The organism is Streptomyces sp. NEAU-sy36 (assembly GCF_013423905.1).
In the GTDB taxonomy this organism is placed as follows: domain Bacteria; phylum Actinomycetota; class Actinomycetes; order Streptomycetales; family Streptomycetaceae; genus Streptomyces; species Streptomyces misionensis.
In genome coordinates, this window is the sequence record NZ_CP058977.1 from 177,538 (window position 1) to 198,145 (window position 20,608).

The 20,608-nt window shown below is 70.2% G+C and carries 19 protein-coding genes, 1 tRNA gene and 1 pseudogene; 13 read left to right on the top strand and 8 right to left on the bottom strand.

All coding sequences use genetic code 11. The features are described from left to right. Nucleotides 1-318: 318 nt before the first annotated feature. The 3 genes from HZZ00_RS00805 to HZZ00_RS00815 all read right to left on the bottom strand — a co-directional run bounded on the left by HZZ00_RS00805 (nucleotide 319) and on the right by HZZ00_RS00815 (nucleotide 4,242). The gene (locus HZZ00_RS00805; protein WP_180330411.1) at nucleotides 319-2,439 is read right to left on the bottom strand and encodes a PQQ-binding-like beta-propeller repeat protein; all 2,121 of its coding nucleotides are present in this window, start codon (nucleotides 2,437-2,439) and stop codon (nucleotides 319-321) included. A gap of 215 nt (nucleotides 2,440-2,654) precedes the next feature. Then, nucleotides 2,655-3,374: a hypothetical protein gene (locus HZZ00_RS00810; RefSeq protein WP_180330412.1), complete on the bottom strand. Its 720-nt coding sequence runs from the start codon at nucleotides 3,372-3,374 to the stop codon at nucleotides 2,655-2,657. Nucleotides 3,375-3,474: 100 nt separating this feature from the next. Beyond that, entirely contained in the window at nucleotides 3,475-4,242 is a 768-nt protein-coding gene (locus tag HZZ00_RS00815) for an SDR family oxidoreductase (protein WP_180330413.1), read from the bottom strand. A 74-nt stretch (nucleotides 4,243-4,316) separates the two neighbouring features. Between HZZ00_RS00815 and HZZ00_RS00820 the strand changes: the two genes are divergently transcribed. Next, a complete protein-coding gene (locus tag HZZ00_RS00820; RefSeq protein WP_180330414.1) occupies nucleotides 4,317-4,928 on the top strand; it encodes a TetR/AcrR family transcriptional regulator in 612 nt (203 codons plus the stop codon). Between the two features lie 181 nt (nucleotides 4,929-5,109). Here the strand turns inward: HZZ00_RS00820 and HZZ00_RS00825 are convergent, their stop codons facing one another. Next, entirely contained in the window at nucleotides 5,110-5,724 is a 615-nt protein-coding gene (locus tag HZZ00_RS00825; RefSeq protein ID WP_180330415.1) for a TetR/AcrR family transcriptional regulator, read from the bottom strand. Nucleotides 5,725-5,825: 101 nt separating this feature from the next. On the opposite strand from HZZ00_RS00825, the gene HZZ00_RS00830 reads away from it, so the two are divergent. The 4 genes and pseudogenes from HZZ00_RS00830 to HZZ00_RS00840 all read left to right on the top strand — a co-directional run bounded on the left by HZZ00_RS00830 (nucleotide 5,826) and on the right by HZZ00_RS00840 (nucleotide 8,042). Beyond that, the gene (locus HZZ00_RS00830) at nucleotides 5,826-6,596 is read left to right on the top strand and encodes an SDR family NAD(P)-dependent oxidoreductase (RefSeq protein WP_180330416.1); all 771 of its coding nucleotides are present in this window, start codon (nucleotides 5,826-5,828) and stop codon (nucleotides 6,594-6,596) included. A 37-nt stretch (nucleotides 6,597-6,633) separates the two neighbouring features. Continuing rightward, a pseudogene (locus tag HZZ00_RS39000) lies at nucleotides 6,634-6,720 on the top strand (VapC toxin family PIN domain ribonuclease); the annotation flags it as partial. A 615-nt stretch (nucleotides 6,721-7,335) separates the two neighbouring features. Continuing rightward, a complete protein-coding gene (locus HZZ00_RS00835; RefSeq protein WP_180330417.1) occupies nucleotides 7,336-7,602 on the top strand; it encodes a CopG family transcriptional regulator in 267 nt (88 codons plus the stop codon). Beyond that, on the top strand, nucleotides 7,599-8,042 hold the full coding sequence (locus HZZ00_RS00840) for a PIN domain-containing protein (protein ID WP_180330418.1): 444 nt from the start codon (nucleotides 7,599-7,601) through the stop codon (nucleotides 8,040-8,042). The genes HZZ00_RS00835 and HZZ00_RS00840 overlap by 4 nt, the downstream gene beginning before the upstream one ends. Before the next feature lie 112 nt (nucleotides 8,043-8,154). Here HZZ00_RS00840 and HZZ00_RS00845 read toward each other — a convergent pair. Further along, nucleotides 8,155-8,225 (bottom strand) — tRNA-Gly (locus tag HZZ00_RS00845). A gap of 283 nt (nucleotides 8,226-8,508) precedes the next feature. Here HZZ00_RS00845 and HZZ00_RS00850 point away from each other — a divergent pair. From HZZ00_RS00850 to HZZ00_RS00860, 3 genes are all read left to right on the top strand, one after another. After that, the gene (locus tag HZZ00_RS00850; protein WP_167381418.1) at nucleotides 8,509-8,670 is read left to right on the top strand and encodes a hypothetical protein; all 162 of its coding nucleotides are present in this window, start codon (nucleotides 8,509-8,511) and stop codon (nucleotides 8,668-8,670) included. Nucleotides 8,671-8,770: 100 nt separating this feature from the next. After that, the gene (gene dcd / locus HZZ00_RS00855; RefSeq protein ID WP_146465110.1) at nucleotides 8,771-9,346 is read left to right on the top strand and encodes a dCTP deaminase; all 576 of its coding nucleotides are present in this window, start codon (nucleotides 8,771-8,773) and stop codon (nucleotides 9,344-9,346) included. Between the two features lie 13 nt (nucleotides 9,347-9,359). Next, nucleotides 9,360-9,857: a phosphoribosyltransferase gene (locus HZZ00_RS00860; protein WP_070024241.1), complete on the top strand. Its 498-nt coding sequence runs from the start codon at nucleotides 9,360-9,362 to the stop codon at nucleotides 9,855-9,857. Between the two features lie 82 nt (nucleotides 9,858-9,939). Here HZZ00_RS00860 and HZZ00_RS00865 read toward each other — a convergent pair whose 3' ends face one another. Together HZZ00_RS00865 and HZZ00_RS00870 are read right to left on the bottom strand one after the other, a co-directional pair. Then, on the bottom strand, nucleotides 9,940-11,049 hold the full coding sequence (locus HZZ00_RS00865) for a Yip1 family protein (protein ID WP_180330419.1): 1,110 nt from the start codon (nucleotides 11,047-11,049) through the stop codon (nucleotides 9,940-9,942). 54 nt (nucleotides 11,050-11,103) lie between these two features. Beyond that, a complete protein-coding gene (locus tag HZZ00_RS00870) occupies nucleotides 11,104-12,585 on the bottom strand; it encodes an FG-GAP and VCBS repeat-containing protein (protein ID WP_180330420.1) in 1,482 nt (493 codons plus the stop codon). A gap of 256 nt (nucleotides 12,586-12,841) precedes the next feature. Between HZZ00_RS00870 and HZZ00_RS00875 the strand changes: the two genes are divergently transcribed. Beyond that, nucleotides 12,842-13,165: an antibiotic biosynthesis monooxygenase gene (locus HZZ00_RS00875; protein ID WP_180330421.1), complete on the top strand. Its 324-nt coding sequence runs from the start codon at nucleotides 12,842-12,844 to the stop codon at nucleotides 13,163-13,165. A gap of 96 nt (nucleotides 13,166-13,261) precedes the next feature. Here the strand turns inward: HZZ00_RS00875 and HZZ00_RS00880 are convergent, their stop codons facing one another. Next, complete coding sequence (locus HZZ00_RS00880; protein WP_180330422.1) at nucleotides 13,262-15,544, bottom strand: (Fe-S)-binding protein; 2,283 nt, start codon at nucleotides 15,542-15,544, stop codon at nucleotides 13,262-13,264. Between the two features lie 219 nt (nucleotides 15,545-15,763). Between HZZ00_RS00880 and HZZ00_RS00885 the strand changes: the two genes are divergently transcribed. The 4 genes from HZZ00_RS00885 to dnaJ all read left to right on the top strand — a co-directional run bounded on the left by HZZ00_RS00885 (nucleotide 15,764) and on the right by dnaJ (nucleotide 20,605). Next, a complete protein-coding gene (locus tag HZZ00_RS00885; RefSeq protein WP_180330423.1) occupies nucleotides 15,764-16,795 on the top strand; it encodes an MraY family glycosyltransferase in 1,032 nt (343 codons plus the stop codon). A 94-nt stretch (nucleotides 16,796-16,889) separates the two neighbouring features. Further along, nucleotides 16,890-18,725: a molecular chaperone DnaK gene (gene dnaK, locus HZZ00_RS00890; protein ID WP_074992679.1), complete on the top strand. Its 1,836-nt coding sequence runs from the start codon at nucleotides 16,890-16,892 to the stop codon at nucleotides 18,723-18,725. Beyond that, nucleotides 18,722-19,396 (top strand): nucleotide exchange factor GrpE, encoded by a 675-nt coding sequence (grpE, locus tag HZZ00_RS00895; RefSeq protein WP_070024227.1) that lies wholly within the window; start codon nucleotides 18,722-18,724, stop codon nucleotides 19,394-19,396. Before dnaK ends, grpE begins: the two co-directional genes overlap by 4 nt. A 36-nt stretch (nucleotides 19,397-19,432) precedes the next feature. After that, nucleotides 19,433-20,605 carry a molecular chaperone DnaJ gene (gene dnaJ, locus HZZ00_RS00900; RefSeq protein WP_070024225.1) on the top strand — a complete coding sequence of 391 codons (1,173 nt, stop codon included), beginning with the start codon at nucleotides 19,433-19,435 and terminating at the stop codon, nucleotides 20,603-20,605. Nucleotides 20,606-20,608: the final 3 nt, after the last annotated feature.

Here is a 20,608-nt window from a genome sequence, read left to right on the forward strand (position 1 = left end):
TTGCATTATGCAAAACGAGTCAAGGGTGCGTGCGGCCGACCAACCCGGTGAGGGCGCTGTGACAGGGCGGCATCAAAACCGCGTAAAGATTGCCGGAAGCAGGCAATGCGCCCTCACGGCCGCGTGCGTGAACATGGCTGTGCCGACGGGGGGACGGCAAGGAGGGACGGAGGCGCCGGCACCCGGGTCCCGGGGGCCGGCCTCAGGGGGCGTCTCTCCTTGCCGCGTCGCGCGGGCCCGACCGGTCCTCCCCCACGACGCGCACGCCTGCCCGTCCGGCCGCGCCGCCCCCGGGAGGCAACCCGCTTGCCGGGCAGGTCACTTGGGCCCGTCCGGGCTCCGGGAGAAGGCCGTGTCGCCGGCCGTCGCCACGATCGCGTCCTCGACCAGCAGCACGCGCGGGGGATAGGCCTGCGTCTTGTCCCCGGGGTCGGCCGGCGCGGAGGTGCGCCAGACCTCCGCTCCGGTGCGGCTGTCCAGTGCCAGCAGACGGCCGAAGCGGTTGCAGAAGTAGACCCGCTTGTACGTCGTCGACACGGCGGGCGCGGACAGACTCTCCATGTCCGTCGCCCTCTGCCACCGTTGCCTGCCGCTGTCCGCCGACACCGCGGTGACCGACCCGTCGGACCGGACGAAGTAGACGACGCCGTCCACGAGGGTGGCCGCGCCGGTCAGCGGATGCGCCAGTGGCATCCGTCGGACCTGCCCGGTTTCCGGGACCACTTGCAGCAGCGCGTTGTACGGCCGTTCGTACCCGGCTTCGTACACGTCCTTCGCGGTCTGGGGGGCGAGGAACAGGGGCTGCCCGCCGACAGCGCCGAGCGCTTCCGCCTTCTCGGGCAGCGTGGCGATCGCGGTCAGGTCGCCGGGTTCGAGCTTCATCAGCTCGACCGGGGCCTGGCCGGGCTCGGTGCCCTTCGAGCACAGGCCGTAGGGGACGCCTCCCAGTGCGGACGGAGTGCAGTACTCGGCCGGCGCCGGCGCCCGCCACAGCTCCCGGCCGGACGGCCCGTAGGCCACGAACGACGAGTAGTCGGGAGACAGGGTCAGCAGACCGCCGTCGTAGAGGACCGCCTCCTCGGACTTGTTGATGTCGCGTTGCCACCGCCGGTGCCCGGTGGCCGCGTCCAGGGCCACCACGCGCCTGGTCGTGTCGTCCGGATCCTCGTACACATAGACCAGACCGTCGCGGACGCCGATCGGCTGCACCCCCTGAGGGCGGGTGCCGGTCCGCCACAGTGTGCGGCCGGAGGCCGCGTCGATCCGGGCGACCGTGAAGCCCGTACCGCCACAGAACAGGGCGCTTCGCTCCGCCACGCATCCAGGGTTGTCGTAGTCGAGCGGAACACCCTTGACGTCGTCCCGCAGCTGCGTGCGCCACGGCCGCCAGCCGTCGGGCAGCGACGCGGCACGGGTGCTTTGGGCGGCGGCGGTGGTGTGCGCGTCGGACGAGAAGACACCCACCCCGGCGACCAGCCCCGTGACGGCCAGCGCCGCGCCGAGGCCGGCGAGCAGCGTCCGCGCCCGGCGCCGCCTGCCGGTTCCGGCGCCGGTCGCGGCACCCGCCGAGGCGGGGGCCGGGCTCGGAGAGGCCGACCGGCGCCGGGTGTCCGAGGAATCGGCGGCGTCGGACTCCGGCAGCTCCTGGAGCATGCGGTGCAGCTCCGTCAGTTCCGGCCGCGCGGCCGGGTCCTTGTCCAGGCAGCGTTCGACGATGCCCAGGAGCGCCCCGGGCACCCCGTCGAGATCAGGGGTCCCGTACACCACCTGGTAGCCGGTTATGTAGGGGCTGTCGGCGTCGAACGGCCCCGTGCCGACCGCCGCGAACACGAGCAGTGACCCCAGCGAGAACACGTCCGAGGCCGGGGTGACGTCCCGGGGAGCCGCGAGTTGTTCCGGCGACATGAAGGGCGGAGTACCGATCATCCGCCCGGTCGCGGTGAGGTTCTGGTTGTCGGCGGCGCGCGAGATACCGAAGTCGATGACGCGCGGCCCGTCCTCGGTCATCAGGACGTTGCGCGGCTTGAGGTCCCGGTGCACCAGACCCGCCCGGTGGATGTCGCGCAGCGCCTCGGTGAGCCCGAGCCCCAGCGCGCGCAGTTCCCGCAGGCTCAACGGGCCGTCCCGCTCCACGACTTCGGCCAGGTTGAGCCCGGGCACGTAGAGCGTCGCCATCCACGGCCGTTCGGCGTCCGGGTCGGCGTCCACGACCGGCGCGGTGAAGGCACCGCTCACTCGGCGCGCCGCCGCGACCTCCTGCCGGAAGCGCGTCCGGAACTCCTCTTCCTGGGAGTGGGGCCCGTGCGCGAGCTTGACGGCGACCTGCCGCCCCGAGGCGGAGACTCCCAGATAGACGACTCCCATGCCGCCCGCGCCGAGCCGGCCGAGAAGGGTGTACCCGCCGATGGCCTCCGGATCCCCGGTGCTCAGGGGCGTCATCGCCGATCGTCCTTCCGAGCGCCTGTCTGCCTGACGGGGATCAGCCTAGGGCCTGCGGGCGACGGGCCCCGCGCGGATCCGCCGGGAGCCTTCCGCTCCCCTCAAGTCCCGGTGCCACCGGCGGATTCCGGTGACCGCCGCCTGCTCCGGCAGGAACCCGCGGAAGCGGTCACGACGAGAACGGGGGCCGGGCTCCGGCGATCACGGAGACGACGTCAGTGCTCGCGGCGGCCGCACTCGGCTGGGCACAGAGCAGAGTCCGGAAGTAACTCCGACTGGGTCAAATGGAGTTGGGCACACACGGCGCCCGAGGCGTCGACGGTCAACGCGTCGATCCGGACACCGGCTGCGGGACCTTCGGAGAGCGGGCTGTGCAGCTCGGCCTCGACCGGTGTCCCGAAGGGTGTGCCTTCGAGCGTGGCCAGTACGGTGACCGTGCCGTGGGGGTGGGGTTCCGTCTCCTCGATGGTCAACCACCAGTGAAGCTCCGCCTGCGCCAGGAGCTGCCCGCCGTACTTCCCGTGGGCGAGAAGAGCACCGCGACGGCCGCGGATGTGGCGGGCGATGGCGCAGCACAGCGGGACGTCGGTGCCGTAGGGAGTGTCCACCCGGTTGTGGCCGGCGATCGGGAAGCAGTCCAGCGCGTCCGCCAGGAGGCCGAGGGCCGCGTCCCGAATGCGCGGCCGCCGGCCGTGCTCGACGAGATCCAGCAGGATTGGGGTGGCGGCGTAGGCCGCGGGAAACACCATGGCGGCGTGGCCGCAGACGAAGCCACGACCGGCGAGGCGGGCCGCCGCGTCACCCGTCTCGTTGGCGGTGGTGGACACGGTCAGCAGCCGGAGCGCGCGAGCGACGTCCTCCGGATCGTCCCACCGGCTCCCCGTCGGGTTGGGTATCGCCGACCAGTCCACGGCGTTGATGGCGTCGAGTGACACGCTCGCATTGTGCCGGAGCGTGCGACGGGCACGGGCGGCGCGCCGGAAGCGAGCGCCGGCCGGGGCGACTTCGCCGGAGTACGGGCAGAGGGGATCCGGTTCAGAGCTGCGAGCCGCCCGTGGCGTCGATGACCTGCCCCGTCACCCAGCGGGCGTCGTCCGAGGCCAGGAAGGCGACGACGTCGGCCACGTCCTCCGGGCGGCCCACCCGGCCGAGTGCCGAGAGCTGCGCGGCGGACTGCTCGGCGGCCGCGTCGCCCCGGAGCCAGGAGGCGTTCATGTCGGTGTCGATGATCCCGGGCGCCACCGAGTTGACGGTGATGCCCCGATTGCCCAGGGCCTTGGCCAGGGTGAGGCTGAAGGTGTCGATGGCACCTTTGGTCATGCCGTAGGCGATGATGTCGATCAGGGCGATGCGCGTCGCCCCGGACGAGACGTTGATGATCCGGCCGCCGTCCCGCAGCCGCTCGAGCCCCTGCTGCACAAGGAAGAACGGGGCCCGCACGTTGACGGCGAACACCTCGTCGAAGGCGGCGGGGGTGACCTCCTCGATGCGGCCGCGGGGCGTGATGCCGGCGTTGTTCACCAGGATGTCGAGACCGGTGCCGTCGCCGTGCTCGGTGACCTGGCGGTCGAACTCGGCCCACAGGGTCTCCACGTCGCCGTCCGTGCCCAGTTCGGCTCGTACGGCGAAGGCCGTGCCGCCCGCCGCGCGGATCGCCGCCACCACCTCTTGCGCGGCACTGGCGTTGCGCCCGTAGTGCACGGCCACGAGGGCGCCTTCCCTGCCGAGCCGCTCGGCGGTCGCACGCCCGATGCCGCGGCTGCCGCCCGTCACCAGAGCCGTCTTGCCCGTGAGTGAACCCATGACGTCCCCATCTGTAGCGGTCACTATGGAATACAGCTTAGACTGTTCCGTAGCGATCGCTTTAAAATTCAGGCATGACGGTGGCGAAGCGGGGACGACCGCGAGGTTTCGACCGCGAGGCGGCGCTCGCGCAGGCCACGCGGCTGTTCTGGGAGTACGGCTACGAGGGCACGTCCATCGCCGATCTCACCCGGGCCATGGGCATCTCGCCGCCCAGCCTGTACGCGGCCTTCGGCGACAAGCGAGCCCTCTTCGCGGAGGTCGTCGACCGCTACGGCGCCACCTTCGGCGCCTTCATGAGCAGGGCCCTGGACGAGGAGAACGATGCCCGGGCGGGCTTCGACAGGATGCTGCGCGAGGCCGCGGCGGCGTACACCGACCCACTGCATCCGGCCGGTTGCCTCGTCATCACGGCGGCGACGAACTGCTCGGCGCAGACGGCCGATGTCCAGCGGGACCTGCGGGAGCGGAGGGCGGCGAACGTGCGCCGCTTCGAGGAGCGACTGACCGAGGCCGAGAAGGCCGGGGTGCTGCCCGAGGGCGTCGAACCCCGCTCCCTGGCCGTCTACTTCGCGGCCGTGATCCAGGGCATGTCCCAACAGGCACGGGACGGCGCGAGCGCGGCGGAACTGCAGCGGGTGGCCGAACTGGCCATGACGGCGTGGCCGGCGCGACGAGGGGCGTGAGCACAACCGTCAGGCCCCGGCGGAGCGGCGCCCGCCCACCGGCGCTTGGGTGGGCTCTACGCCTCTGACCTGTGCGGACGGTGGGAAGGCAGCCGCCGCGTACCGCGCCCGTAAGAAGACCACGCCCGCGGCGGCCCACTGACCGCCCTGCGACACCTGCCATGCCGACAGGCCGAGGCGGTCAGATCCGTACCGGCCGGTCTGCCATCGAGCGGAGGTGTTCGATGCCGGTGTCGAGCGCCGCCTTCAGGTGGGTCGAGTCCCCCGTGGACATCATGATGGCCACGCCTCCCTGGATGCCCGCCAGCAGCGCAGCGGCCGTCCGGTCCACATCAAGGGCCGCTGACGCCAGACCGTTCGCCTGGAGGGCGCGCATGCCGCGGGCGAGCTGCTCCTGCCATTGGCGCATCAACTCCGTCACGATCGCCCGGGCACCGGAGCCGGACCGCCCGACCTGCAAGAACAGTGCCCCCAACGGGCAGTGATCGCCCTGGCGTTCATAGCGTTCCACCACGACGTCCCGCCACCGCTGCCAGGACTCCCACGAGTCCAGCCGCCCCAGGTGTGGCTGCTGGTCCTCCAGGACGCGGTCCGCCTCGAACCGGGCCACCGCCAGCAGCAGTTCGTCCTTGCCGTGGGGAAAGTAGTGGAACAGCTGGCTCTTGCTCGTGCCGGTCCGGCCGCGGATGTCGTCGAGCGTCGTGAAAGCGACCCCCTGCTCGCGCAACACCTCGGCAGCCCCCTCGACGATGCGGGCCCGCGTGGCGCGGCCCTTCGCGGTCGGCGCGTCCGGCATCCGTCCTCGTCTCTGTGAGTAGGCCGATGATTCTGGACTTGCTGGTCCATTTTATCCGGCGCACAGTTGTCCGCACACTGCGAGACGAAGGAGGTCGCGTCATGGGTGAACGACTGCGGAGCAAGACGGCGTTGGTCACGGGGTCGACCAGCAATATCGGGCAGGCGATCGCCGAAGCGTTCGCCGCCGAGGGGGCCCACGTCATCGTGTCCGGGCGCAATGCGGAGCGGGGCGCACGGGTCGTAGAAGGGATTCGGGCGTCCGGCGGCCGGGCCGATTTCCTGGTGGCGGACCTCGACGGCAGCGCGCAGGCCTCCCAGGGCCTGGCCGATCGGGCCCGTCAGGCCTTGGGCGGGCGGATCGACATCCTGGTGAACAACGCCGGCATCTATCCGGCCCCCGGCACCACCGCCACCGATGAGAAGACGTTCGACAAGGTCTACGGGGTGAACGTGAAGGCGCCGTTCTTCCTCACCGCCGCCGTCGCCCCGGCCATGGCGGAGTCCGGTAGCGGAGTGATCATCAACCTTGGCTCGTGGATCGCGCGCCTGGGAGTCCCGCTCGGCGCCCTCTACAGCTCCACCAAGGGCGCCATGGAGACGCTCACGCGGGCATGGGCCGCGGAGTTCGGCCCGATGGGTGTGCGGGTGAACGCCGTCTCGCCGGGAGTGATCCTGCCTCCGGCCCCGGAAGGCAGTGAGCCCCATCCGGGCGAGATCATGATGAAGGGCACCCCGGCTGGTGGCGTCGGCACACCGGACGCCGTCGCGCATGCCGTGGTCTGGCTGGCCAGCGACGAAGCGGCCTTCGTGCACGGCACCGTGGTGGACGTCGACGGGGGCAGAACGGGGGTCGCGGTCATGGCCGCGTAGTGCGGGGGCCGAGCCCTCGCTTGGCGTTGGCGGCTGATCCTTCGACCGACGCGACTTCCGGCCCGTACGTCCCTTGGGCCGCCACAAGGCGTTCCGGGTTCTCCCCGACGAACTCCCGCTCTGATCCACTCCTTCGCAGCCGAGGTACGTTTGTTGGTGAGTCGTTGCTGCGTTTCACAGGCGCTCCTGCGCCCGCAAGCCCCAGGCCACTGACCTGGGGCTTCAAGAAGAGCGGGTGACGAGAATCGAACTCGCGCTCTCAGACGGTGCTTGGATAGGTTCCGTGTGCCCTGACCAGCACAGATGCTTGGTCCTTGAGGCGGTCGCGTGGGCCGGATTGCACCGCTGCTGACCGTAAGTTTGCGTCCTTACGGGCGCGCTATGGACACGGCGCCGGAGCCATTGGTCTGGGCGATGGGGCGACGGACATCGGGAGGATCCCGAGTCCAGGCGTGTCGCGTCCAGGACATGCGTGGGTTGCCGAGGATCCCGAGTCCAGGCGTGTCGCGTCCAGGACATGCGTGGGTTGCCGAGGCTGTCTCTCCATCCCTGGCCAAGACCCTGTAGCCCCCATGCGGGCAGACCGGCGACGGTGGTGCCGATACACCTCGGCGACGGCCATGGCCGGGTTTACGGAGGCCTGAAAAGCTTATGGACCTGGCCTATGAGGCGTGCTCGGCCGACCCTCGATAACGAAATGGCGGATACATCAATTTGGTACATGGACTACGCTTGGTACATGTCCATGAAACGCACCAACGTCTACGCCGACATCGAAGACCTGGCGATCATCAAGGAGGCCGCCAAGCGCCGAGGTATAAGCGAGGCCGAGATCATCCGCCAGGGCATCCACCTTGCGGCCATGGCGAACCGGGTCTGGGACGAGCCGCTGTTCTCGCGCACCTTCGAGGGTCCGGGGCGCACGCTGCCCAAGTCGGAAGTCCGCGACACGGTCGCTGAGGCTGTCCGGCGTGAGACCGGCTCGGGCTCCGGATCCGCCGCGTGATCATCGTCATCGCCGATACGTCCGGCCTTCTGGCAGCCCTGGACTCGGCTCACCCGGAACACCGGGCGGCGAACGAGGCCATCATGGCGGCGGGCCTGCTGGTCATGTCCCCGCTCCTGCTGGCCGAACTGGATCACGTGGCGACGCGTGAGTTCGGCAGGGAGGCCGCCCTCAGCGCTGTCGACGACCTGCGGCGCTGGATGAGCCGGGGTCGTGTCGTCCTGCCGGAGATCACGGAGGACCACCTGGGCGCAGCCCAGTCCGTCCGTGTCCGTTACCGCGCGCTGGACCTCGACCTCGCCGACGCGGTGAACGTGGCGCTTGCCGCCGACTACGACACGGACGCGATTCTCACCCTCGACCGACGAGACTTCCGGGCCGTACGCCCGCTGGGCCGTTACAAGGCGTTCCGGGTACTCCCCGACGACCTTCCGCTCTGACGCAGGGCCTCGGCGGTCAAGAGGCCGCTTCTACGAGGGGCTTGTGCCCGCCCACGCGGCATCGGCCCCTCAATGAACAAGCCCCAGGCCACTGACCTGGGGCTTCAAAAAGAGCGGGTGACGAGAATCGAACTCGCGCTCTCAGCTTGGGAAGCTGATGTTCTACCATTAAACTACACCCGCGTAAGTGCGGACAAAGCCCCCGAGAGGGGTCCGTGTCCGACGCTCGCTCACTGTACCTCATCGCAGGCCCCCGGTGCTCGGACCCGGGGGCCTGAGTGCGTTTCAGGGTGGGGATCCGGCTGCGGGCGGCGGGAGTTGGGGCGTACGGTGGGAGGCGTGGGGGAGGGTCCCGGAGGGGCCGGAGTGCCGCCTGGAGAGTCGTCTCTTTGATCCCGTAATGTGGCTTTTGTCGTCGGGTTGGTCAGCCCGACGAGGCTCTTGGGGAAGGGACTTAAGGGACTTGATGGAACGCACCGTCGTCCGCTGTGCGGACGGGCACGTCTTCAGCACCGCTTCGTTCCCGATGCAGCAGGCCGAGCGGCTCGGCCCCGGCCGGCTCATGAGGTGCCCTCGGTGTGCCCGGCTCCGCAGCGTCGTACCGGTCGCCCTGGAGAAGCAGGGGTAGCGGGCAAGCGGACGGGACCGGCTGTAGTCGGCCCGTCACCACCGGCGCGCGGAGTCGTCACGATTGTCATGGCTCCGCGCGCCTTGCGTATCCTCGCTACGTGCTTCTCTCAGACAAGGACATCCGGGCCGAGATCGACGCCGGGCGGGTGCGCATCGATCCTTATGACGAATCCATGGTGCAGCCGTCGAGCATCGATGTCCGGCTGGACCGTTATTTCCGGGTGTTCGAGAATCACCGGTACCCGCACATCGACCCCTCGGTCGAGCAGCCCGACCTGACCCGGCTCGTGGAGCCGGACGGGGACGAGCCGTTCATCCTGCACCCGGGAGAGTTCGTGCTCGCCTCGACGTACGAGGTCATCTCGCTGCCCGACGATCTCGCCTCGCGACTCGAGGGGAAGAGCTCGCTCGGCCGGCTCGGGCTCGTCACGCACTCCACCGCCGGGTTCATCGACCCGGGGTTCAGCGGACACGTCACCCTGGAGCTGTCCAACCTCGCCACCCTGCCCATCAAGCTCTGGCCCGGGATGAAGATCGGGCAGCTGTGCATGTTCCGGCTGTCCTCGCCCGCCGAGTTCCCGTACGGCAGTGAGCGGTACGGCTCGCGGTACCAGGGCCAGCGTGGGCCGACCGCCTCGCGGTCCTATGTCAATTTCCATCGGACCCAGGTGTGAGGGCATCCAGATCATGAGTGACGTGCGGGAGAACCTGTCCTACGACCAGTTCGGCGGCGCCGTCCGCGAGCTGGCGCAGACCATCGCGGACGACGGCTACCAGCCGGACATCGTGCTCAGCATCGCGCGGGGCGGCGTGTTCGTCGCGGGCGGCCTCGCCTACGCGCTGGACTGCAAGAACATCCACCTGGTGAACGTCGAGTTCTACACGGGCGTGGGCACCACCCTGGAGATGCCGGTCATGCTGGCGCCCGTGCCCAACGTGATCGACTTCTCCGACAAGAAGGTGCTGATCACCGACGACGTCGCCGACACCGGCAAGACGCTGAAGCTCGTCCGCGACTTCTGCCTCGACACCGTCGCCGAGGTCCGCTCCGCGGTGATCTATGAGAAGTCCCACTCCCTCGTGAAGTGCGAGTACGTCTGGAAGCGCACGGACGACTGGATCAACTTCCCGTGGAGCGTGGAGCCGCCCGTGGTGAAGCGCGACGGCCAGGTCCTCGACGCCTGAGGACGACCGGCCACCCGGACATGCGGAAGGGCCCCCGGCATCGAAGCCGGGGGCCCTTCCGCATGCCAGGAGCCGGTCGGGGCTAGAACGTGCCCAGCTTCACGATCGACAGCAGCGCGATCAGCTGGATCGCCGACGCGCCCAGCGCCCTGGGCCAGGGCAGGTCGTGCGAGCGGGACACCATCAGGGTGAGCAGGGCGCCCGCGCCGAGCCAGGTGGCCCAGCCGAGTATCTGCACGAAGCCGGCGTCGCCGCCGAAGAACATGGCGAAGACCAGGCGGGGCGCGTCCGTGAGGGCCGTGATCAGCATGGACAGGCCCACCGTGGGCTGCCAGGCGCCGTCGCCGCCGAGCTGGCGGGCCAGGGTGTGGGTGACCACGCCCAGCACGAACAGGCCGAGCACCATCACGATCGCCGTGATCAGTACGATCGGCACCGCGTTGGACAGGGTGGCCCCGATGGCCTCCTTGCGGGCGTTGTCGAAGCCGAACACGGCGAGCAGGCCGTACAGGAAGGTCACGATCAGGGCCGGGCCCCACATCGTGTAGTCGCGCATCCGCAGGAAGGTCTGGTGGGGAGCGAGGACGACGCCCTTCAGCAGTTCCTTCCAGTGCAGCGGCGGGCCCGTCGGCGCGGCGGGCGCGGCGGCGCCGGCCTGGTAGGTCGCGCCCTGGGTGTACGCGGCGGCCTCGTCGACCGAGAAGGCCTGGGTGTGCCCCGCGTTGTTGGCCGCGTACGGGTCCGGCGCGCCGTGGCCGTGGCCCGCGTAGCCGTCGTCGAAGTACTCCGGGCCGTCGTCGGCCTGACCCTGGTAGCCGTACGGCGACCGGCCGCCCTGCTGCGGGTACGGCGCGTGCCCGTACGGCTGCGGCGGCTGCGGTGCCGGCGGGTAGCCGTGCGGGGTGCCCGAGGGCCGTCCCGCGGGCTGCCCGTACGAGGGGCCCGTGCCCTGCCCGTACGGCTGCCCGTGCTGCCCCTGCTGTCCGTACGGCGACGGCGCCCGCCGGCCGCCCGACGGGCCGGGCCGGCCGTACGACGGGCCCTGCGGCGCCTGCTGTCCCTGGGGGGTGCGGTCGTCCTGGCCCCCACGTCCGATCCTGAATCCAGCCACGTCATCGAACGTACCTGGTCCCGGAGGGCCACGTGCCGGGCCCGGGTGTCCGGGCCCGGCATTGCGGCCGACCTGTGACATCCCCTAAGGGGCGGTCGGCCGTGTCCCCAGGGATCATTGGGGGTTTGGACGGACTCAGTCGGCGAAGACCGAGCCGAACTGCGGTATACCGCTGGTCGAGACGCCCGCGGCGGCCGCCGACACCGCGCGGGAGCCGGTCGCCGTGATCTTCGTGCCGGTCGACGGCAGGTAGGTGACGGCGCCGTCGCCGCCGTTCTCGTACGAGCCGATCAGCAGGTCCGCCTTGCCGTCGCCGGTGACGTCGTCCAGCTTGACGTCGGTGCCGAACAGGTCGTTCTTCTCGTCGTCGCCGGGAACGCCCGGGGTGCTCTGGGCGAAGGCCTGGGCGCCGGAGGTGGTGTTCACGCCGGACTTCGAGCCGTACAGCACGGTGACCATGCCGGTGTTGCTCACGCCGGAGATGTCCTCCTGCGGGGCGGTGACGACGAGGTCCTGGTAGCCGTCGCCGTTGATGTCGCCGAGGTCCAGTTCCCAGCCGAAGGTGTCGCCCTTCTCGGAGCTGCCGGGGACGTTTCCGGTGTTCTGGGTGATGGCGGTGGTGCCGGCCGGCCCGGCGGCGGAGCCGTAGGTGACGCTGACCTTGCCGCCGTTGGCCGCGTCCGGTATCGCCTTGCCGTCGCTGCCGGTGGCGTCCCAGTCGGCGCCGCTGACGATGTCGCCGTAGCCGTCTCCGTTGATGTCGCCGATGGCGGTGATGATGCCGGGCTTGAGCGTCTTGGCGGCCGAGGCGTTGAGGCCGCCGGCGGTGCCCGGCAGCCAGTAGTTGGTGTTCCAGCCGTTGCCGGTCTTCGTCTCGAAGCCGTCGACCACGAGGTCGGTGCGGTGGTCGCCGTTGACGTCGCCCGCGGTCAGGTTGATCGGGCCGTAGGGGCTGCCGCCGGAGCCCGACTGGACCGGCGCCTTGACGGTGGTGCGGCTACCGGGCTTGCCGGCGGTGGTGAAGCCGCCCCGGTAGAGGTAGAGGGTGCTGGAGCTGCTGCTGACGACCAGGTCGGCCTTGCCGTCGCCGTCGAAGTCGCCGGCGGCCAGGCTCTTGCCCCAGTAGTCGTGGGAGCCGGGCGCCGGGTCGGGGACGTCGGAGGCCTTGCCGGTCAGACCGCTCTTGGAGCCCCACAGGATGGCGACGGCGCCGCCGTCGGTGTCGGTGCCGACCTTCTCGTAGGGGCTGCTCACGGCGAGGTCGTCGTAGCCGTCGTGGTTGAAGTCGGCGTAGGCGAGGTCGTCGCCGAACATGTCGCCGGCCTCCGCGGTGCCGGGGACGCCGCTGGTGTTCTGGGAGACGACCGTGCGCTTGGCGGCGGAGACGCCGGTCTTCGAGCCGTACAGGACGACGACCTGGCCGGCGTTTTTGTGGCCGCTGATGTAGGCGGTGGCGGCGGAGGTGGCGAGGTCGCCGATGCCGTCGCCGTTGAAGTCGGCCTTGGCGACCCTGGTGGAGTCGGCGGCCGTGGCGGGGGCGGAGGCGAAGGTGAGCAGACCGCCCGTCAGCGCGGCCGCGGTGGCCGTCGCGAGGGCGAGTCGGCGGTGCGTGTGCATGCGTTCTCCTGGCATGCGGGGGATGCCCGGTGGGCATCCGCGGTCGATGGGTGCGGACCGCCCGCGGCCCAGGGGCTCCCGCGGTTCGCGGAGCCCTGCTCCCGGGTGCACACGGGCGGTCGGCGTTCAGGAGACCCGCCGTGGTGCGCGAGGGTTGCGCGTGGATCGGGTAAGACCCCGGTAAGTGTGTGAGGTGCGCGGCGAGTTACCGGGTGCCCCTGCGGCGGAGCCGGGCGGGCAGGCGCAGGATGGTGTCATGAGCGTAGTGAAGATCAATGTGCTGACCGTGCCCGCCGAGCAGCGGGAGGTCCTGGAGAAGCGGTTCGCCTCGCGGGCCCACGCCGTGGAGAACTCCGACGGCTTCGAGTGGTTCGAGCTGCTGCGGCCGGTCGAGGGCACCGACCAGTACCTCGTCTACACCCGCTGGCGGGACGAGGAGTCCTTCCAGGCGTGGATGGAGGGCCCGATGAAGGCCGCGCACCAGGGCGGCGTGGAGGGCGACCGCCCGAAGCCGGCGGCCTCCGGCTCGACCCTGTGGTCCTTCGACGTGGTCCAGCAGGCGGCCCCGAAGCAGTCCTGACGACACCCGCCCCCGATACGCGGCAACGCCCCCTGCCTGTGCGGAGCAGGGGGCGTTGTGGTTCCCGGAAGGGACCGGGAAGGGCCGTGGGGGCCGTTACTTCACCGGCTCCGGCTCCGGCGCCGTCTCGGACTCCGTGGCGTCCGTCGGGTCGGCCGGGGTCTTCACCGAGTCCAGCAGGAGCTGGGCGACGTCGACGACCTGGATGGACTCCTTGGCCTTGCCGTCGTTCTTCTTGCCGTTCACGGAGTCGGTGAGCATGACGAGGCAGAACGGGCAGGCGGTGGAGACGATGTCCGGGTTGAGGGACAGCGCCTCGTCCACGCGCTCGTTGTTGATGCGCTTGCCGATGCGCTCTTCCATCCACATCCGCGCGCCGCCGGCGCCGCAGCAGAAGCCGCGCTCCTTGTGGCGGTGCATCTCCTCGTTGCGCAGGCCCGGGACCTTGCCGATGATCTCGCGCGGAGGCGTGTAGATCTTGTTGTGGCGGCCCAGGTAGCACGGGTCGTGGTAGGTGATGATGCCCTCGACCGGGGTGACCGGGACCAGCTTGCCCTCGTCCACCAGGTGCTGGAGCAGCTGGGTGTGGTGGATGACCTCGTAGTCGCCGCCGAGCTGCGGGTACTCGTTGCCGAGCGTGTTGAGGCAGTGCGGGCAGGTGGCGACGATCTTCTTCGCCGACTTCGGCTTCCTGGACTCCGCGGTGACCTTGCCGTCGTCGTCCAGCTCCTCGCCGAACGCCGTGTTCAAAGCCATCACGTTCTCCATGCCGAGCTCCTGGAACAGGGGCTCGTTGCCCAGGCGGCGGGCGGAGTCACCGGTGCACTTCTCGTCGCCGCCCATGATCGCGAACTTGACGCCCGCGATGTGCAGCAGCTCGGCGAAGGCCTTGGTGGTCTTCTTGGCGCGGTCTTCCAGGGCGCCGGCGCAGCCGACCCAGTACAGGTACTCGACCTCGGTGAGGTCCTCGATGTCCTTGCCGACGACCGGGACCTCGAAGTCGACCTCCTTGGTCCACTCCAGGCGCTGCTTCTTGGCCAGGCCCCAGGGGTTGCCCTTCTTCTCCAGGTTCTTGAGCATCGTGCCCGCCTCGGACGGGAACGCCGACTCGATCATGACCTGGTAGCGGCGCATGTCGACGATGTGGTCGACGTGCTCGATGTCGACCGGGCACTGCTCGACGCAGGCGCCGCAGGTGGTGCAGGACCACAGCACGTCCGGGTCGATGACGCCGTTCTCCTCGGCGGTGCCGATCAGCGGGCGCTCGGCCTCGGCCAGGGCGGCGGCCGGGACGTCCTTCAGCTGCTCCTCGGAGGCCTTCTCCTCGCCCTCCATGGTCTTGCCGCCGCCGGCCAGCAGGTACGGCGCCTTGGCGTGCGCGTGGTCGCGCAGCGACATGATCAGCAGCTTCGGGGAGAGCGGCTTGCCGGTGTTCCAGGCGGGGCACTGCGACTGGCAGCGGCCGCACTCGGTGCAGGTGGAGAAGTCCAGCAGACCCTTCCAGGAGAACTGCTCGACCTGGGAGACGCCGAAGACGTCGTCCTCGCCGGGGTCGGTGAAGTCGATCGGCTTGCCGCCCGAGGTCATCGGGAGCAGCGCGCCGAGCGAGGTCTCGCCGTCGGCGTTGCGCTTGAACCAGATGTTCGGGAAGGCGAGGAAGCGGTGCCAGGCCACGCCCATGTCGGTCTTCAGGGCGACCGTGATCATCCAGATGAAGGAGGTCGCGATCTTCAGGCCGGCGAAGAAGTAGGTGAGGTTCTCGAGCGTGCCGACGCTCATGCCCTTGAACCAGGCGACGACCGGGTACGAGATGAAGAAGGACGCCTCGTAGCCGTCGACGTGGTGCTGGGCGCCCTCCAGGGCGTGCAGCGTGAAGATGCAGACGCCGACGATCAGGATGACGGCCTCGACGAAGTACGCCTGGCCGAAGTTGGAGCCGGCGAAGCGGGACTTGCGGCCCGGCTTGTCCGGCTTGCTCAGCTGGCGGATGGCGATCAGCACCAGGATGCCGAGCGTCGTCATGGTGCCGAGGAATTCGACGAAGACGTTGTACGGCGCCCAGTCGCCGATGACCGGCAGGATCCAGTCCGCCTTGAAGAGCTGCCCGATCGCGTTGACGATCGTCAGCAGCAGGGAGAAGAAGCCCACCGCCACGAACCAGTGCGCCACGCCCACGACGCCCCAGCGGTTCATCCGGGTGTGGCCGAGGAACTCCTTGGCCACGGTGATGGTGCGCTGTCCGGGTTCGTTGGTCCTGGTCCCGGCCGGCACCGGCTGGCCGAGACGCATGAAGTTGTAGATCTGGAGGAGGGCGCGGCCGAACAGTGCCACGCCGACCACGATCAGGACCAGCGACACGATGATCGCGGCGAGTTGCATTGGGGCTCCTGAGGGCGGCCTCGAATTAACCGAGCAACATTACTAAGCGGTAACTTATGTAGTCCTCTGAGACTACCCCTATCTTCCGTCGCGATGCAGGGGAGCGCGGGGTGATATGGGTCGCTGAGGGGTCGCCCATCGTGTCCCGCCGATCACCCCTCGGGCAATCTGATCGTGTTATTCATCCCGAATTGCTACTTTCACCCCTACCTTAGAGCCGTGCTCTACGGGATCGCCGCGGCCACCGCCGCCCTGCTGCTCACCGCCGTACTGGCGGCACTGCTCCGGGTGCCCGCGCTGCGGGCGGGGGTCGTCGACCGGCGCTGCCGGCGTCCCCTCCCGCTGCTCGGCGGCCTCGCCGTCGTCGTCGTCACCTGCCTGGTCGCCTGGACGGGTGAGTGGACGCGGGTCGCCCCCCTGGGTGACGGGGTGGGCAGGCTCCTGCTGGCCGCGGCCGGGGTCGCCGCGCTCGGGCTGGTCGCCGACGTCTGGCGGCTGCGCGGCCGGGTGGTCGTCGCCGGTACGGCGGTGGCGGCGGCCTGCGTGGTGCCGTACGACGAGACCGGGGTGGCCGGGGGCGCGCTCGCCGTCGGCTGGATCGTCGTCGCCTCCCTCGTCTTCCGGGGGCTCGACCACGCCGACGGGCTGGCCGGGACGGTCGGCGTGGTCACGGCCTTCGGCGCCGGGGCCTGTGCGGCCATCGAGGTGATGGACGGCCTCGCCGTGGTGCTCAGCGTGTTCGCCGCCGCCCTCACCGGCTTCCTGATGCACAACTGGCACCCCGCACGGGTCGGCCTCGGCGCCTGCGGCTCGCTGTTCTCCGGATTCCTGCTGTCCGCCTCGGTTGTCTTCACGCGCGCGGGGTACGCGATCGGGCCGAGCGCGGCGGTGGCGTTCTGCCTGGTCGCCGTCGCCGTCGCGGACGCCGCCCTGGTGGTGCTCGTACGGCTGCTCGGCCGGCGCCCCGTGCTGCGGCGCGGGCCGGACCACCTCGCGCACCGGCTGCGGCGGCTCGGGCTCACCCCGCCCGGGGCGGTGGTGCTGCTCGGGTTCTGCTCCTTCGTCACGGTGGTCGCGGGGGTGCTCGTGCACATGGGGTGGGTGGGGGAGGAGCCCGCCCTGTGGGTGGCGGGAGGGGCCGTCCTCCTGGTGCTCGTGCTCCTCAGGGTGCCGGTTCGCATCCCTGTCCAGCAGCCCCGCCGTATGGCGTCCACGCAGGTCAGAAGCCAATTGCGTGTAAGGAACGGATAAGACTTGAGCCTGGTTGACTCAGGTCTGTTGACCCGGAGGGCCCGCTCGTGCACACTTGAGTCTGTTCCACTCAAGTCAGCTGGAGGAATCAACCATGGCACGTGCGGTCGGCATCGACCTGGGCACGACTAACTCCGTCGTCAGCGTTCTGGAAGGCGGCGAGCCCACCGTCATCACCAACGCCGAGGGCGCCAGGACCACGCCGTCCGTCGTCGCCTTCGCGAAGAACGGCGAGGTGCTCGTCGGTGAGGTCGCCAAGCGGCAGGCCGTCACCAACGTGGACCGGACCATCCGGTCCGTGAAGCGCCACATGGGCACCGACTGGAAGATCGCGCTGGACGGGAAGGACTTCAACCCGCAGCAGATCTCCGCCTTCATCCTGCAGAAGCTGAAGCGGGACGCCGAGGCCTACCTGGGCGAGAAGGTTACCGACGCGGTCATCACCGTCCCGGCGTACTTCAACGACTCCGAGCGCCAGGCGACCAAGGAGGCCGGCGAGATCGCCGGTCTGAACGTGCTGCGCATCGTCAACGAGCCGACCGCCGCCGCGCTGGCCTACGGCCTCGACAAGGACGACCAGACCATCCTCGTCTTCGACCTCGGTGGCGGCACCTTCGACGTGTCCCTGCTGGAGATCGGCGACGGTGTCGTCGAGGTGAAGGCCACCAACGGTGACAACCACCTCGGTGGCGACGACTGGGACCAGCGCGTCGTCGACTACCTGGTCAAGCAGTTCCAGTCCGGCCACGGCGTGGACCTGTCCAAGGACAAGATGGCCCTCCAGCGCCTCCGCGAGGCCGCCGAGAAGGCCAAGATCGAGCTGTCCTCCTCCACCGAGACCTCGATCAACCTGCCCTACATCACGGCGTCCGCCGAGGGCCCGCTGCACCTGGACGAGAAGCTCACCCGCGCCCAGTTCCAGCAGCTGACGGCCGACCTGCTGGAGCGCTGCAAGACGCCGTTCCACAACGTCATCAAGGACGCCGGCATCTCCATCAACGACATCGACCACGTCGTGCTCGTCGGTGGCTCCACCCGTATGCCCGCCGTGGCCGAGCTCGTCAAGGAGCTGACCGGCGGCAAGGAGGCCAACAAGGGCGTCAACCCGGACGAGGTCGTCGCCATCGGCGCCTCGCTCCAGGCCGGTGTCCTCAAGGGCGAGGTCAAGGACGTCCTGCTGCTCGACGTCACCCCGCTGTCCCTCGGCATCGAGACCAAGGGCGGCATCATGACCAAGCTGATCGAGCGCAACACCACGATCCCGACCAAGCGCTCCGAGATCTTCACCACGGCCGAGGACAACCAGCCGTCCGTGCAGATCCAGGTCTACCAGGGCGAGCGCGAGATCGCGGCCTACAACAAGAAGCTCGGCATGTTCGAGCTGACCGGTCTGCCGCCGGCGCCGCGCGGCGTCCCGCAGATCGAGGTCTCCTTCGACATCGACGCCAACGGCATCATGCACGTCACGGCGAAGGACCTCGGCACCGGCAAGGAGCAGAAGATGACCGTCACCGGCGGCTCCTCGCTGCCGAAGGACGAGGTCGACCGCATGCGCGAGGAGGCCGAGCGCTACGCGGAGGAGGACCACAAGCGCCGCGAGGCCGCCGAGACCCGCAACCAGGGCGAGCAGCTCGTCTACCAGACCGAGAAGTTCCTCAAGGACAACGAGGACAAGGTCCCCGGCGAGGTCAAGACCGAGGTGGAGTCCGCCGTCGCCGAGCTGAAGGAGAAGCTCAAGGGCGAGGACACCGCCGAGATCCGCACCGCCACCGAGAAGGTCGCGGCCGTGTCGCAGAAGCTGGGCCAGGCCATGTACGCCGACGCCCAGGCCGCGCAGGGTGCCGCCGCCGGTGCCGGTGAGGCCAAGGCCGACGACGACGTCGTCGACGCCGAGATCGTGGACGACGAGCGCAAGGACGGTGCCGCGTGACGGAGGAGACCCCGGGCTTCGAGGAGAAGCCCGACGTCCCCTCCGGCGCCACCCCTGACGACGCCGAGCCGAAGGCCGCCCCCGAGGAGGGGGCGGCCCCGGCCGGGGACGCGAACGCAGACGCCGGTCTGGTCGCCCAGCTGGACCAGGTGCGCACCGCGCTCAACGAGCGCACCGCGGACCTCCAGCGCCTCCAGGCCGAGTACCAGAACTACCGCCGCCGGGTCGAGCGGGACCGGGCCACGGTCAAGGAGATCGCCGTCGCGAACCTCCTGTCCGAGCTGCTGCCCGTGCTCGACGACATCGGCCGCGCGCGGGAACACGGCGAACTGGTCGGCGGCTTCAAGTCGGTGGCCGAGTCGACGGAGACCGTGGCGGCCAAGCTGGGCCTCCAGCAGTTCGGCAAGGAGGGCGAGCCCTTCGACCCGACCATCCACGAGGCCCTGATGCACAGCTACGCGCCGGACGTCACCGAGACGACCTGCGTGGCGATCCTGCAGCCCGGGTACCGCATCGGCGAGCGCACCATCCGCCCCGCGCGGGTGGCCGTGGCCGAGCCGCAGCCGGGCGCGCAGGGCGCGAAGCCGGAGAAGGCGGGCAAGGCCGAGGGCGCCGAGGAGAAGTCCGAGGCGGCCGACGACAAGGAGAACGGTGGCCCGGAGGAGGGCTGACGTAATCACTGCAGACGGGAAGGAGGGACGTCGGGGATGAGCACCAAGGACTTCATCGAGAAGGACTACTACAAGGTCCTCGGCGTCCCCAAGGACGCCACCGAGGCCGAGATCAAGAAGGCGTACCGGAAGCTCGCGCGCGAGTTCCACCCGGACGCCAACAAGGGCAACGCCAAGGCCGAGGAGCGCTTCAAGGAGATCTCCGAGGCGAACGACATCCTCGGCGACCCCAAGAAGCGCAAGGAGTACGACGAGGCACGCGCCCTGTTCGGCAACGGCGGGTTCCGCCCCGGGCCGGGCGCCGGCGGCTCCTTCAACTTCGACCTGGGCGACCTCTTCGGCGGTGCCGGGGGCGCCCAGGGCGGCGGCTTCGGCGGCGGACTCGGTGACGTCTTCGGGGGCCTGTTCAACCGGGGCGGGGCCGGCGGGGCGACCCGTACCCAGCCGCGCCGCGGCCAGGACGTGGACACCGAGGTCACCCTCAGCTTCACGGAGGCGATCGAGGGGGCCACGGTGCCGCTGCGGATGACCTCCCAGCAGCCCTGCAAGGCCTGCTCCGGCACCGGCGACAAGAACGGCACGCCGCGCGTGTGCCCGACCTGCGTCGGCACCGGCCAGGTCGCCCGGGGCTCGGGCGGCGGCTTCTCGCTGACCGACCCCTGCCCCGACTGCAAGGGGCGCGGCCTGATCGCGGAGAACCCCTGCCCGGACTGCAAGGGCAGCGGCCGTGCCAAGTCCTCGCGCACCATGCAGGTCCGCATCCCGGCGGGCGTCACCGACGGGCAGCGGATCCGGCTGCGCGGCAAGGGCGCGCCCGGCGAGCGGGGCGGCCCGGCGGGCGACCTGTACGTCACCGTGCACGTGGGCGAGCACCCGGTGTTCGGCCGCAAGGGCGACAACCTCACGGTGACCGTCCCGGTCACCTTCGCCGAGGCGGCCCTCGGCGGCGAGGTGCGGGTGCCGACCCTCGGCGGTCCGGCGGTCACCCTGAAACTGCCGCCCGGCACGCCGAACGGCCGCACCATGCGGGCGCGCGGCAAGGGCGCGGTCCGCAAGGACGGCACCCGCGGCGACCTCCTGGTCACCGTCGAGGTGAGTGTCCCGGGCGATCTGTCGGGGAAGGCTCGTGACGCACTGGAGGCGTATCGCGAGGCGACCGCGGGCGAGGACCCGCGGGCGGAGCTGTTCGAGGCCGCGAAGGGAGCTTGAGAG